Genomic DNA, 13,198 nt, shown 5'->3' with positions numbered 1-13,198 from the left:
CCTCGCTGGACCGATTTGCAGACTGGCGTGAGATTCAGAACGCTCGGCCGACCGCGATGGTTGCGCCGTGCGGCAGCTAGGCAGGCAGCCGTTGAGGTGCATGTCGAGCAACCGACGGCTGCGTTGCTGAGGACCGCCCCGTGCAGGTAGGTCGCGTCAAAGAGCGCTGATCAGCTGCCCGTTGTCGACGCGAATCTCGGCGCCGTTGATGAAGCGTGACTCGTCGCTGGCGAGAAACAGCACCACGTTGGCGATGTCGCGCGGCGCGGCCATGCGGTTCATCGGGTCCGCATCCAGCACCTCCTGGGGAATCGGCTGACCACCGGCGAGCGCCTGGGTCATCGGTGTGTTGATCCCGTCCGGATGCACGCTGTTGACGCGGATGCGGTAACCCTGCTGCTTGCAGTGCAGGGCAATGGCACGGGTCATGGCCGCCACTGCGCCCTTCGACGCCGAGTAGGCACAGAACATGGGCAGGGCACCCAGCGCCGCGACCGAGGACATGTTGACAATGGAGCCACCCCCGCTCGCCTTCATCGCCGCGATCGCATACTTGCAGCCGAGGAAGTAGCCGTCGCTGTTGATCTTCTGCACCCGCTGCCATTGCTCCAGGCTGGTGTCCTCGATGCTGCCCAGCAGGAGGATCGCTGCATTGTTGACCAGCACGTCGAGGCGCCCGAAGCGCTCCAGGGTGCACTTGATGACGTGCTGCCAGTCGGCCTCGCTGGCGATGTCCTGGCGCACGAACAGTGCGTCATCACCGATCTCGGTGGCGACCGAGCGGCCGGCCTCCTCATTGAGGTCGGTGAGCACCACCTTGGCGCCCTGGCTGGCCAGCAACAGGGCATCTTCACGGCCTACGCCGCTGGCGGCACCCGTGATCAGGCAGACTTTGCCTTGGACTCGGTTCATGTCGTTCTCCTTGGGGGGTACTGGGCTTGCTGGGTGACCGTGGTCGCCATGTGTGCGGCGGCACGCCGGCCGGAATAGATGCAGTCGGCCAGCGAGAGGCCGGAAACATACAGGTTGGAGGCGACGCCCACCGCGTTGCGGCCGGCGCTGTACAGACCGGCAATGGCCACCCCGTTGTCGTCCAGAACACGGCCACTGGTCTCGCATACCCGCAAGCCACCCAGGCTGATGGTCGGGCAGGGGAACAGGCGGCAGGCGAAGGAAAGATCCAGGGCGTACCAGGGGCCTTTGCTCAGGTCAGCGAGCATGGCTGGCGACTTGCCGAACGCATCGGCACGTTCACCCCGGGCCGTAGCGTTGTAGGCCTCCAGGCTGGCCTTGAGCTCACGCTCGGGCAGCCCACAGCGTGCGCCCAGGCGTTCGAGGGTATGGGCGCGTTTGGCATTGCACAGCAGATTGAGCAGTACGGGCAGGCGCTGGAACTGCCAGACCCGTCCTGGGCCAACCTGGCGCAGTGCCTTGCAGACGAGGTCGTGGTTGAGGATGAGAAAGGCGCGCCCGCCATGCTCCTCGACCATGAGATGCCCGAGCTTGGCGCCATACGCCTCTTCGTTGCAGTAGCGCTGACCACGTGCGTTGACGATCATGCCCTGAGCCCACGCCTGTGGCGGATTGATGAAGCGCCAGGCGCTGATCCTGTCCATGCGCGCCGTCGAGCCACCAGCACTGCGGCCCAGGTTGATACCACTGCCGTCGCAACCGGCGCCGCCCAGCGGCAGCCCGGCCAGGTAGGCGGGGGCGTGTCGCTGGACCATCTCGCGATTGAGCACGAAACCACCCGCACTGAGCAGGACCCCGCGTTCCGCCCGGATCAGGCGGCGCTCGGCATGTGCCTGCTCGATCTTTCTCGCCCGCGCGCGCAGGCGCTCGGCCAACACGGGGGCATACATGTGCAGCGCCTGGGCCCAGCGAGACAGGCGCGCGTGACGATGTGCAGCCGGGCTGCCGGCGGCAAGCTGCCAGGCCTCGACACCGATCACCCGATCGTTTGCATCCAGTACCAGCCGGCGTGCCTGGCACTGGCGGTACAGACGTACGCCGACGCGCTGCGCGCTGGCTGCCAGGGCGGCATAGAGCACGGCGCCAGACAGGCCCTCGCCCTTGGCCCGATGGCCGCGCGGAGCTGGCGAGGCATGGCGCGCATAGTCGGCCAGGGTTTCGTTGCCCGAGTAATAGAGGTAGTACTGGTCGCTGGGGTAGGAAGTCTTGTGTGGTGGCATGCTGGCCTCGAAGGCCACGCCCTGGCGCTCCAGCCAGGCCAACTGTTCGCAGCTGTGCAGGCAGAAATCACGCAGGGTCGCCTCGCTCACCGCGTCGCCGACCTCCTGACGCAGGTAGGCGAACATCGCCTCGGGGCTGTCCTGGTAGCCGGCTTGCTGCTGGTAGGGCGTGCCGCCCCCGGCGTACACCACGCCACCACTCAGCGCGCTGGCACCGCCACCGGCGTAGCGGTCGAGGGCCATGACCCGCAGGCCACGCTCGGCCGCCTCGATGGCTGCGCTGGCGCCAGCCGCGCCAAAGCCGACCACCAGCAACCCGCAGCGCTCGCTCCAGTCGAGCTGGGCTGCGCTGCTCACGCGCAGTGCCTGCATGCCCTCCATGCCTGTGCCTTAGCCGGCCACCGCCAAGGGTGTCGCGGCGGTCGTGGTGTAGGCACCGTTCAGGTAGACCAGCGGGGTGATCTCCTCGCTGTTGTGAATCTGGCGAATACGCCCGATGAAGATGCTGTGGGTGCCATAGCTGAACTTGCCGTCCTGCTGGCAGAGGATCGCCGACTGGGCGTCGGCCAGATAGGGAATGCCGTCCTCGCTCTGTCTCCAGTCGCCGCGCTGGAAGCGGGCCTCGCCCTTGATCGGGCCACTGCACAGGTGCGACAGCTCTTCCTGCTGCAGACCAAGGATGTTCACGCAGAAGTCCGCGCCGGCATCCAGGACCGCGTGCAACGAGGCGGTCTTGTTCACGCAGATCAGCAGCGACGGTGGCTCGGTGGACAGCGAATCCACTGCCGTGGCCGACATCGCGAAGCGTTGCTGGCCGTTGCTGGTGGTGATGATGGTCACTGACTTGGCCAGGCGGCGCATGGCCTGGAGCATGTCGTCCTTCAGTGGGGTGTCGTTCATCGCACGGGCCTCCGAGTGTTTGGCAGTGCGACGGATTCTTGCCCGGGAGGTCATGGGCAGCATCGTCCGAGGAGACTAGGTGCCTTCGGTACCGGAGCCAGTGACGGGCAGCCAATAGTCCGTTTGTGGGATTCAGCTGGGCAGGTGATCTCCGACCATGCGGACAAGGCACGCGAAGCGGTCGCCGACAGCTCCCTGAGACCTACAAGTACAAGGAACCACCATGAAATTCTCCCTGATCTACGAGGCCCAGACGGTTGACGCCAGCCGCGAAGGGGACCGTCGCATCTTCGACGAAACCGTCGAGCATGCGGTGCTGGCCGACAAGCTCGGTTTCGATACCTTCTGGTGCGTGGAGCACACCGCGCTGACCAACTACTCGCACATGTCCGCTCCTGAAACCGTGCTGGCGTTCGTCGCAGGCAAGACCGAACGTATCGGCATCGGTCATGGTGTGGTGTGCCTGCCTCCGGCCATGAATCACCCGGTGAAGGTCGCGGAGCGCATCGCCACCCTCGACCTGCTGTCCAAGGGCCGTGTGCACTTCGGCGTGGGCAAGGGTGGCACAGAGCAGGAGGCGGGCACCTTCGGCTACGACCTGGCCAGCCTGCAGCCACAGATAGACGAGGCGATGTACCTGATTCCGAAGATGTTCGTGCGCGACGAAATCGAGCATCACGGCGACTTCGTGCAGATACCCAGGCGGCCGATTCATCCCAAGCCCTATCAGGATCCGCACCCACCGATGTACCTGGCCTGCACCAATACCGAGAGCCTGAAGCGTGCGGGTGGCCGGGGCATGGGAGCGCTGGTGCTGGGTTTCGGCGGCCCCGAGGAGATCGCCAAGAAGGTCGCCGTGTATCACGAGGCCTGGGACCAGCGGGAAGAGAAGGACCAGGTGGGCTTTCGCCCCAATCGTCATATCGCCGCACTATGCCCGGCCATCGTTCTCGACGACAACGCGACGGCGCGCAAGATCGGTATCCGCGGGCAACGCTACTTCATGGAGTCGCTGGGTTACTGGTACGGCGGTGGTGCCCGTCCGGACCCGGCGCAGTGGACGGAAGACGTGGTGCACGACGGCAGCGGCCAGGACATCATCAAGTCCAACTTCGCCTCGGAAACCGTCACGGTGGATTTCTCCGATCCGGCCATGAGCATGCTCAACCCGAACCATGCCTATGGCACGGTCGAGGACTGCATCGGTTACGTGCAGCGCCTGATCGATGCGGGGGCCGACGAGATCCTGTTCATCTGCCAGATGGGCACGGTACCGAACTGGGCGCAGCTGGAAACGCTGAAGAACATCGGCGAGAAAGTCATCCCGTACTTCCGCAGCAGGCAACAGTAGGACCGCTGAGCTGGGCATGGCGGTGGGCCATCCGGCCCATCACTGGCTGACGGCTGCATCGATGCCTCGAGCCTCTGGGGCAGGGCGATGCGGTCGTTTCTGACTGATGGTGAAAGGTCTACCGACGGCGCTCTGCTGCCGTCGCCCTGTCGGAGGTGAGTGGAGATGACGGCCGAAGCAATGCGCGCGGCGATGCAGCGTTATATCGAGTTGGTCGATGCGGGTGACGTCGATGGCATCCTTGCACTCTATGCCGACGACGCGCGCGTCGAGGACCCGGTGGGCACGCCGCCCCTGATCGGACGCACAGCGATCGAGCGTTTCTACCACAAGGGACTTGGCCGCAACAAAGTTCATGCGCATCTCACCGGCCCGGTGCGGGTGGCTGGCAACTGCGCGGCGATGCCGTTTTGCATCGAGCTGGAGTGGGATGGCCAACCCTGCACCATCAGGGTGATCGACGTGATGGAGTTCAACGAGGACGGTCGCTTCCAGTCGATGAAGGCCTACTGGGGGGTGGACAATCTCGAGCTTCGCTGAGTGCTTGCAGGGACCGTGAGACGACGAATGCAGACCGCAGCATTCAGCGGCCAGCTCCTCGCGTTCAGTCAAGGAAGTCTCGATTCTGCGTCTCGCCCGTCTCGTAGTAGACCGTGAGGCATTCGCCGATCTGCTGCACCGTCCTTTCGAAAGTACTGGCCAGCAGGCGCTCCACCAGACGGCCGCCACGCAGACGATAGTCCAGGCACAGGGTCATGCGGCTGCCGCTGCCGTGCGCTTCCAGGGCATAGCTGAAACGCGCCTCGCTGAAGGGGAAGGGTGCCCCTCGGCCCGCCTTGTGCAGATGCAGGACGAAACCCTTTCCCTCCTGCCAGTCGATTACCGTCTCATCCAGCCATTGACCATAGCGACGCTGCACCCGGCGGCTGGCCCCACAACCCCGCTGCGGGCCAGGGTGGAACCAGCAACCGGTCAGCCCTGGTACGTAGTAAGGCGCCAGGCTGAGATCGCTGAGGAATCTCCAGGCGCTTTCCAGTGAGAGGTTGAGATGGACGGTATGGCTGGCATGAGTGGTGGACATGGCTGACTCCATCAGTCGTTTACGCTGGGTGCGGCAAGAGGGGCAAGGGCATCCCTGGTAGGCGCCCGCTATCACCGAACCCGGATCGCTGGCGAGACTAAGGGGACGAAAGCTGGACGACCACGTCCGAGCGGACGATGTGAGTTGCCTGCAGAGGAGGGCATGGCTGGACAGGAAGAACGCAGCAATCGATCCGGGATCGTCGTAGTCCTCTCGGACGATGTCGCTGCGCCGCCGCATCGAAATAATCCCGGCATTACCACGAGCCGAGGAAACCGCCGATGGCCGCGCCGAATGGACAGTACATCACCCTGCAGAATGGCCTGCGCCTGCATTACCTGGACCAGGGAGCAGGTCAGCCGGTGGTATTCATCCACGGCAGCGGGCCAGGTGCCAGCGGCCATAGCAACTTCAAGCAGAACTACCCACAGCTCGCCGCAGCCGGCCACCGCGTGATCGTGCCCGACCTGCCCGGGTACGGTGCTTCGGACAAGCCCGAGACGCAGTACACCCTGGATTTCTTCGTTGCCGCTCTGAGCGGCCTGCTCGATCAGCTCGACATCGGCCGCTGCGTGCTGGTCGGCAATTCCCTGGGCGGTGCCATCGCTCTCAAGCTGGCCCTGGACGAACCGCAGCGCGTCAGTCGACTGGTGTTGATGGCCCCCGGCGGGCTGATGGAAAAGGAACAGTACTACCTGCAGATGGAAGGCATCCAGAAGATGGGCGCGGCCTTCGCCGCCGGCCAGCTGAAGGACGCCGACGGCATGCGCAAACTGCTCGGCCTGCAGCTGTTCGACGCCAGTCTGCTCAGCGACGAAACGGTCGAAGAGCGCGTGGCGGTGGTCAATCAGCAGCCGCTGTGCGTGCTGTCGACCATGCAGGTGCCGAACATGAGCGCACGTCTGGCTGAGCTGCAGTGCCCGATCCTCGGCTTCTGGGGCATGAACGACAAGTTCTGCCCGGTAGCCGGCGCACAGACCATGATGCATGCCTGCAGTCGTATCCGTTTCGTGCTGCTCAGCGAGTGCGGGCACTGGGCCATGGTCGAATACGCCGAGCTGTTCAACAGCGAATGCCAGGCCTTCATCGCGGAGGGCCGCACATGAGCGAGCAACTGCGCGATCTGCATGCCGAGGCGCTCTATCGGGCGCTTCGCGAGGGATACACGCTGACGCCGCTGACCAAGCGTTGGCCGGCCATTTCCATCGAGGACGCCTACCACATCTCGCGCCGTATCCTGGAACGACGCGTCGCCGACGGCCAGGCCATCGTCGGCAAGAAGATCGGTGTCACCTCACGTGTGGTGCAGCAAATGCTCGGCGTGCACCAGCCCGACTTCGGCTTTCTCACGCAGGACATGTGGTTCGCCAACGGTGAGGTGATTTCCCTGCGCGATAACCGCCTGATCCAGCCGCGCGCCGAAGGCGAGATCGCCTTCAGGCTCAAGCGCGACCTGATCGGTCCCGATGTCACCGAGCAGGATGTGCTGGAGGCGACCGAGTGCGTCATGGCCTGCTTCGAGATCGTCGACTCGCGCATCCAGAACTGGAACATCCGCATCCAGGATACGGTCGCCGACAACGCCTCCTGCGGCGTATTCGTGCTCGGCACCGAGCAGGTCGATCCGCGCCCGTTGGATCTGCCCAATCTGCACATGCGCGTGTTCAAGAACGGTACGTTGATCAGCGAGGGCCTGGGTTCTGCGGTGCAGGGCAACCCGCTGACTGCGGTGGCCTGGCTGGCCAACACCCTGGGCGGCTTCGGCATTCCCTTCAAGGCCGGCGAAATCATTCTCTCCGGGTCTCTGGTTCCACTGGAGCCGGCGCATGCCGGCGACCGTTTCGAACTGACCATCGACGGCCTGGGCAGTGCCCAGGTGTCCTTCTGCGCATAGGAGCTCCCATGAGTAAGAAACTCAGGGCGGCCATCATCGGCCCCGGCAACATCGGCACGGACCTGCTGATCAAGATGCGTCGCTCGGAATGGATCGAACCGGTGTGGATGGTCGGCGTCGATCCGGCTTCGGAGGGCCTCAAGCGCGCCGCCGAATTCGGCATCAAGACCACTGCCGAAGGCGTCGATGGCCTGCTGCCACACGTCCTGGACGATGACATCCGCATCGCCTTCGACGCCACCTCGGCCTACGTGCATGCGGAGAACAGCCGCAAACTCAATGAGCTCGGGGTGATCATGATCGACCTCACCCCGGCGGCCATCGGCCCCTATTGCGTGCCCCCGGTCAACCTCCAGCAGCACGCCGAGAGTCTGGCGATGAACGTCAACATGGTCACCTGCGGCGGCCAGGCCACCATCCCCATGGTCGCGGCGGTCTCGCGCGTACAAGCGGTGACGTACGGTGAAATCGTCGCGACGGTTTCATCGCGCTCGGTTGGCCCTGGTACCCGGCAGAACATCGACGAGTTCACCCGCACCACGGCTGGCGCGGTAGAGAAGATCGGCGGAGCCCAACGCGGCAAGGCGATCATCGTCATCAACCCGGCCGAGCCGCCGCTGATGATGCGTGACACCATCCACTGCCTGACGGAGTCCGAGCCGAATCAGGCCGAGATACGTTCCTCGGTGCTGCACATGGTCAGGGAAGTGCAGCGCTACGTGCCGGGCTACAAGCTGATCAACGGCCCCGTGTTCGATGGCTGCAAGGTATCGATCTTCGTCGAGGTGGAAGGGCTCGGCGACTTCCTGCCGAAGTCCGCCGGCAACCTGGACATCATGACAGCCGCAGGCCTGCGCACCGCCGAGATGTTCGCTGAAGAAGCCCATAGGGGCGCCCTGCAATTGCCAGCCCGCTGAGTGGAGAAACGACATGAACCTGCAAGGTAAGAGCGTGCGCCTGCACGACATGAGCCTGCGTGACGGCATGCATGCCAAGCGCCACCAGATCAGCCTGGAACAGATGGTGGCGGTGGCCACCGGCCTGGATGCTGCGGGCGTGCCGCTGATCGAGATCACTCACGGCGATGGCCTGGGCGGCAGCTCGCTGAACTATGGCTTCCCGGCACACAGTGACGAGCAGTATTTCGACGCGGTGATTCCCAAGCTCAAGCAAGCCAGGGTTTCGGCGCTGTTGCTGCCGGGTATCGGCACCGTCGATCACCTGAAGATGGCGCACGGCTGTGGCGTTTCCACCATCCGCGTCGCCACCCACTGTACCGAGGCTGATGTGTCCGAGCAGCATATCGGCATGGCCGCCAGCATGGGGCTGGATACCGTCGGTTTCCTGATGATGGCGCACATGCTCAGCGCGGAAAAACTGCTCGAGCAGGCCAGGCTGATGCAGGGATACGGTGCCAACTGCATCTACTGCACCGACTCGGCCGGCTACATGCTGCCGGATGAAGTGACGGAGAAGATCTCGGTGCTGCGTGCCGGCCTGAACGCCGACGTGGAGATCGGTTTTCACGGCCACCACAACATGGGCATGGCCATTGCCAACTCGCTGGCCGCCATCGAAGCCGGGGCAGGGCGTATCGATGGATCGGTGGCAGGGCTCGGCGCTGGCGCCGGCAACACACCGCTGGAAGTTTTCGTTGCGGTACTCGAACGCATGGGCGTTAACAGCGGCATCGACCTGTACCGGATCATGGACGTGGCCGAGGACCTGGTGGTGCCGATGATGGACCAGCCGATCCGTGTCGACCGCGATGCGCTGACACTGGGGTACGCAGGCGTCTACAGCTCCTTCCTGCTGTTCGCCAAGCGTGCCGAGCAGAAGTACGGCATCCAGGCCCGTGAGCTGCTGGTCGAGCTGGGTAAGCGTGGCACCGTCGGTGGACAGGAAGACATGATCGAAGACCTGGCGCTGACGCTGTCACGTCAGCGCGGTGTATTGCCGACTTGAGCGGTTCTTGACGCGTCGGTGCGTGCCAGTGTCACGCAGCGTTCTTGCCGGGTATGAATACAAGAGACACATTGACCGCCTTATGGCGGTCAATGTCTAAAACGATGCCGCTATTTCTTACAGCGCGCGTTCACTCAATAGTGAGCCGGTACGGTCGATCAGTTGCAGGCTCTTTTGAAAACCTTTGTCCATTATTCTCATTTCGTATGTATTGTCCGCAGCAAAATCAGAATACTCGAGAGTTGCGAACATAGCGTAACTGCTTTCTTGCCCAGTTCCCGATGTAATCAATACCTCCAGTTTGTTGTTTCCCGGTGAAACACTGAAGTAGCGTCCATTGTCGACGCTGACTCCATTGACTTTGTTTGCCATCAGAAGATCACCGGCGCTGTTCTGAAACGTAATGATTGCCGTGGAGTCATTGGCGGACGGTATCTGGGTCGCACAGGCAGACAACAGTGCCGATATTGCAGCGAGGAAGAGGAGTTTCATTGGTAATGTCCATGTTGATTCAGGGTGGAATCATCATCGCGCCAGCGAGTTAATTCCCGATTAAGACATTGACAATAAACGGCGAGATAAGGCTCGAAATCTTAATTCGATCTTAATGTTGGCAATGTATGCTTCGCCGTGACAACGGGGGGAGGGATCATGCGCATACTGTTAACCGAAGACGACAGTCTTATCGCCGAAGGCGTGTCTGCCGGCCTGTCCGTTCAAGGTTTCACTGTCAGTCATGTCACCACTGCATCCGCTACCGAGTCTGCATTAGCGGCTGCAGAGTTCGATCTGTTGATTCTGGACCTGGGGTTGCCTGACCAGGACGGGCTCATGCTGTTGCGGCGGTTGAGAAGTCGCAACTTCCACATACCGGTGCTTGTGCTGACGGCAAGGGACTCGATCAATGATCGGGTCGCTGGCTTGCAGTCGGGCGCGGATGACTATTTGCTCAAACCCTTCGACCTGCGTGAGTTGGTCGCCCGGTTGCACACCCTGCATCGACGCTTTCTGGGGCGCAGTAGCAACGTGATCCAGCATGGCGAACTTTCAGTCAATCCGTCCACCCGCGAGTTTCTCGTGAATGGCGATCCCGTCGATCTGTCGAAGAAAGAGCAGGCAGTGCTTTGTGCGCTTCTGAATACCAAAGGGATCGTCAGCGTCGACGCACTCAAGGATGCGGTGTATGGATTTTCCGTTGACGTGGAGAGCAATGCACTCAATGTCCATATTCACAACCTGCGCAAGAAACTGGGCGCGAGCATTGTTCAGACGGTACGGGGCATCGGCTACCGACTCGGCCATCTCGGGGAGCGCGAGTCGTGAGTATTCGGCGTGGCTTGATGTACCGTCTCGGGGGCAGTTTTCTCATTCTCTGGCTGCTGTCAGCGGCGTGGATGTTCAGCGACTTGCAGAAGAACATCGACAGAACGCTGGATGAACGACTGGCCGCCTCTGCAAAACTTGTCGTGAGCATGCTCGGCGCGTCATCACTGTCAGCTGTGGACGATGGAATGAGGTCGTCGGGCCTTTTGCCTGACGAGGATGTCAACCTGACGGCGGGTATGGCCTGCCAGGTGTCGTCCCTGAAAGGCGAGATTCTCGTGAGGAGTCACAACTCGCCAAGCGAGCGAATAGGGCGCATGGGTGAGGGATATCACACCCAGGTTGCAGATGGCGTCGAGTGGCGAACCTTCACGCTGGAGGCTGATGGCGTGAGAATCAGCACGGCAGACCGAATCGAGCAACGCGCACGCCTGAAGTACGCCATTTTGGAGGCTGCAGCAGTGCCTGTTCTCGTTGCGCTGATTGGCGGCCTTGTCGTTCTCTGGATCTGCGTGGGTAAGGGGCTGGGCCCCCTCGCAAGGATGTCCAGAGCGCTCCTCTCAAGGAATGCAGAACACCTGGACCCACTCAACGTCGACGAGCTTCCCGTGGAGCTTCGTCCGCTTGCTGCATCGCAGAATGAATTGCTGCTTCGCCTCTCACGCGCGATAGAGAGAGAGCGCCGATTCACCGGAGATGCCGCGCATGAACTGCGTAGCCCGCTCACGGCCATAAAGACCCATATCCAGGTCGCACGGTTAACGGATGGGGATGTTTCCCGAGTCGCGCTCGGCAAGGCGGAAAAAGGCGCCGACCGCTTGCACTGCATTCTGGAACAGCTTCTCCTGCTTGCCAGAGTGGAGGGACGCTTGTCGTTCGATGATGGCGTTCAGGCGTTCCCGGCCGAAATCATCATGCAGGCGCTGGAGGACTCCGAACGGAGCAATCTCGTGAAGATCAAGCTCCACCCGAATGCAGACCGCTATCCACTCGCGGTGCCGTCAGCGCTTGCAACGGCTGCGCTGCGCAATCTCATCGACAATGCGCTCCGGCATACCGCACCCGGCACCGAGGTCGGGCTTTCAGTCTCTGTCGAAGGTTCAATGGCTCTTTTCTGCGTGCAGGACAAAGGCGGGGGAATTCCTGAGCTGCAACTGAATGATGTGACACGGCGCTTCTGGCATCAGGGCCGCGCAGGTGGAACGGGGCTTGGCCTGGCGATTGTCGAGGCGATCGTTGCCAGGTTCAACGGCGAGTTGAAGCTGCGCAATTCTGGTGAAGGACTGGAGGCCGTGATGAGCCTTCCGCTCGTGCCATGAAGTGTCGTTCGCCGAAAGTACCACTCAACGACTTTCTACTAAGCTTCCCCTCCATCAGGGACCGGCTTGGAGAACGTGATGGGTTGTCCGCAGGTATGCAGTGGTGCGACGTTGCAATGCAGTTTTGGCGCCGCGCCGAGCGCATTGAACGTATTGCCGACCAACCGCACGCTGACAGGGGGCATGCCGGCGGCGAATATCATGGATTACATCCCGCTGGTGAATATCATGCCCTTCGGCATGTGCATGAGCATGGCCAACCCGACGGTGGCGGCGGCCACTGCGGCGGCATTGGGGGTGTTGACGCCCATGCCTTGCATACCCGCCACGGCCTCGCCCTGGATTCCCGGTGCGCCTACCATGCTGCTGGGCAATATGCCCTCACTGGATTCCAACTGCACGTTGATGTGCACCTGGGCGGGGGTGATCAAGGTGGTGGTGCCTGGCCAGGTGCAGATGCTGATTCCCTGACAGGCCGCTGGAAAAAAGACCTGCGTTGCCATTGCCGCGTCAAGAACAGGCTCAAAATGCTCGTTTGCAGCTTGTGAGCTCTTCACCTGTTCTTGTGGGGCCGCCATCGGTATTTGCGCTGGCTGCCGCGCCTGCGCTTTTCAATAATCTGCTAGGCCTCGGCCGATTCGTTCCACCTTCTCCACCACCAGCGCAGCCGTGAGATGGGTTTTCCCTCGGCGTCCAGTGGGCGGCCGTCCTCGGCGAAGCCCTGGCCATCGTCCAGTGGCTTGCCGTTGAGGTAGCGGCTGCGGTGTGACACCTGGCCGTTGCCATGGAAGCGTTGATAGAGGCCGTCACGCACGCCATCGCGATACAGCTCCAGCTCGGCCAGGCTGCCGTCTGGGTAGTAGCTGCTGGCTTCGCCATGCATCAAGCCCTGGCGGTAGGCGACCTTGCGCTGCAGCCAGCCTTCGGCGGCAAAGTACTGAGCCTCACCATGCAGGCGCCCGTCGGCGTAAGGCAGGTGTGCCGATACCTGGCCGTTGGGGTGGTAGAGGACGCTGGGACCGTGCAGTACGCCGTTGGCATAGCCGAGCCGGGCCTGCGGGCGGCCGGCTTCCTGGATGGATACCGGGCCATCGAGGGCGCCGTCCTGCAGCTTGCCCTGCAGGCGGCTGTCGCCACGAGTGAGGTCGAGGTTGCCGTTATTAGCCATGGGCG

At 62.6% G+C, this 13,198-nt stretch carries 15 protein-coding genes; 9 read left to right on the top strand and 6 right to left on the bottom strand.

Going from position 1 to position 13,198, the window contains the following annotated elements; all coding sequences use genetic code 11:
• Positions 1 to 156: 156 nt before the first annotated feature.
• The 3 genes from EPK82_RS04155 to EPK82_RS04145 are packed head-to-tail and all read right to left on the bottom strand — an operon-like array spanning position 157 to position 3,092.
• Complete coding sequence (locus EPK82_RS04155) at positions 157 to 912, bottom strand: glucose 1-dehydrogenase (protein WP_037056628.1); 756 nt, start codon at positions 910 to 912, stop codon at positions 157 to 159.
• Positions 909 to 2,564, bottom strand: coding sequence for an FAD-binding protein (locus tag EPK82_RS04150; RefSeq protein WP_394346181.1), 1,656 nt, complete (start codon positions 2,562 to 2,564; stop codon positions 909 to 911). Before EPK82_RS04150 ends, EPK82_RS04155 begins: the two co-directional genes overlap by 4 nt.
• An 18-nt stretch (positions 2,565 to 2,582) precedes the next feature.
• Positions 2,583 to 3,092 (bottom strand): flavin reductase family protein, encoded by a 510-nt coding sequence (locus tag EPK82_RS04145; RefSeq protein WP_037056621.1) that lies wholly within the window; start codon positions 3,090 to 3,092, stop codon positions 2,583 to 2,585.
• A gap of 223 nt (positions 3,093 to 3,315) precedes the next feature.
• On the opposite strand from EPK82_RS04145, the gene EPK82_RS04140 reads away from it, so the two are divergent.
• The gene (locus EPK82_RS04140; protein ID WP_037056618.1) at positions 3,316 to 4,443 is read left to right on the top strand and encodes an LLM class flavin-dependent oxidoreductase; all 1,128 of its coding nucleotides are present in this window, start codon (positions 3,316 to 3,318) and stop codon (positions 4,441 to 4,443) included.
• Positions 4,444 to 4,608: 165 nt separating this feature from the next.
• Positions 4,609 to 4,983, top strand: a complete 375-nt coding sequence (locus tag EPK82_RS04135) for a steroid Delta-isomerase (protein ID WP_037056615.1) — start codon at positions 4,609 to 4,611, stop codon at positions 4,981 to 4,983.
• A 64-nt stretch (positions 4,984 to 5,047) separates the two neighbouring features.
• On the opposite strand, the gene EPK82_RS04130 is transcribed toward EPK82_RS04135, so the two are convergent.
• The gene (locus EPK82_RS04130) at positions 5,048 to 5,524 is read right to left on the bottom strand and encodes an SRPBCC family protein (protein ID WP_037056613.1); all 477 of its coding nucleotides are present in this window, start codon (positions 5,522 to 5,524) and stop codon (positions 5,048 to 5,050) included.
• Positions 5,525 to 5,805: 281 nt separating this feature from the next.
• On the opposite strand from EPK82_RS04130, the gene EPK82_RS04125 reads away from it, so the two are divergent.
• The 4 genes from EPK82_RS04125 to dmpG are packed head-to-tail and all read left to right on the top strand — an operon-like array spanning position 5,806 to position 9,383.
• On the top strand, positions 5,806 to 6,630 hold the full coding sequence (locus EPK82_RS04125) for an alpha/beta fold hydrolase (protein ID WP_134675855.1): 825 nt from the start codon (positions 5,806 to 5,808) through the stop codon (positions 6,628 to 6,630).
• Entirely contained in the window at positions 6,627 to 7,418 is a 792-nt protein-coding gene (locus EPK82_RS04120; protein ID WP_134675854.1) for a fumarylacetoacetate hydrolase family protein, read from the top strand. Before EPK82_RS04125 ends, EPK82_RS04120 begins: the two co-directional genes overlap by 4 nt.
• A gap of 8 nt (positions 7,419 to 7,426) precedes the next feature.
• A complete protein-coding gene (locus tag EPK82_RS04115; RefSeq protein WP_134675853.1) occupies positions 7,427 to 8,335 on the top strand; it encodes an acetaldehyde dehydrogenase (acetylating) in 909 nt (302 codons plus the stop codon).
• Positions 8,336 to 8,348: 13 nt separating this feature from the next.
• Positions 8,349 to 9,383, top strand: a complete 1,035-nt coding sequence (gene dmpG / locus EPK82_RS04110; protein WP_134675852.1) for a 4-hydroxy-2-oxovalerate aldolase — start codon at positions 8,349 to 8,351, stop codon at positions 9,381 to 9,383.
• Between the two features lie 117 nt (positions 9,384 to 9,500).
• Here dmpG and EPK82_RS04105 read toward each other — a convergent pair whose 3' ends face one another.
• A complete protein-coding gene (locus EPK82_RS04105; RefSeq protein ID WP_134675851.1) occupies positions 9,501 to 9,875 on the bottom strand; it encodes a PA0061/PA0062 family lipoprotein in 375 nt (124 codons plus the stop codon).
• A gap of 159 nt (positions 9,876 to 10,034) precedes the next feature.
• Between EPK82_RS04105 and EPK82_RS04100 the strand changes: the two genes are divergently transcribed.
• The 3 genes from EPK82_RS04100 to EPK82_RS04090 all read left to right on the top strand — a co-directional run bounded on the left by EPK82_RS04100 (position 10,035) and on the right by EPK82_RS04090 (position 12,496).
• Positions 10,035 to 10,706: a response regulator gene (locus EPK82_RS04100; protein WP_134675850.1), complete on the top strand. Its 672-nt coding sequence runs from the start codon at positions 10,035 to 10,037 to the stop codon at positions 10,704 to 10,706.
• Entirely contained in the window at positions 10,703 to 12,025 is a 1,323-nt protein-coding gene (locus tag EPK82_RS04095) for an ATP-binding protein (protein WP_244229834.1), read from the top strand. Before EPK82_RS04100 ends, EPK82_RS04095 begins: the two co-directional genes overlap by 4 nt.
• 78 nt (positions 12,026 to 12,103) lie before the next feature.
• Complete coding sequence (locus EPK82_RS04090) at positions 12,104 to 12,496, top strand: DUF4280 domain-containing protein (RefSeq protein ID WP_081876531.1); 393 nt, start codon at positions 12,104 to 12,106, stop codon at positions 12,494 to 12,496.
• Between the two features lie 151 nt (positions 12,497 to 12,647).
• On the opposite strand, the gene EPK82_RS04085 is transcribed toward EPK82_RS04090, so the two are convergent.
• The gene (locus EPK82_RS04085; protein WP_134675849.1) at positions 12,648 to 13,193 is read right to left on the bottom strand and encodes a toxin-antitoxin system YwqK family antitoxin; all 546 of its coding nucleotides are present in this window, start codon (positions 13,191 to 13,193) and stop codon (positions 12,648 to 12,650) included.
• Between the last annotated feature and the right edge of the window lie 5 nt (positions 13,194 to 13,198).

This window comes from Ectopseudomonas khazarica (assembly GCF_004521985.1).
GTDB classification, from domain to species: domain Bacteria; phylum Pseudomonadota; class Gammaproteobacteria; order Pseudomonadales; family Pseudomonadaceae; genus Aquipseudomonas; species Aquipseudomonas khazarica.
Note: the sequence above shows the minus strand (reverse complement) of the source record. Positions and strands in the feature narration are given on the sequence as shown.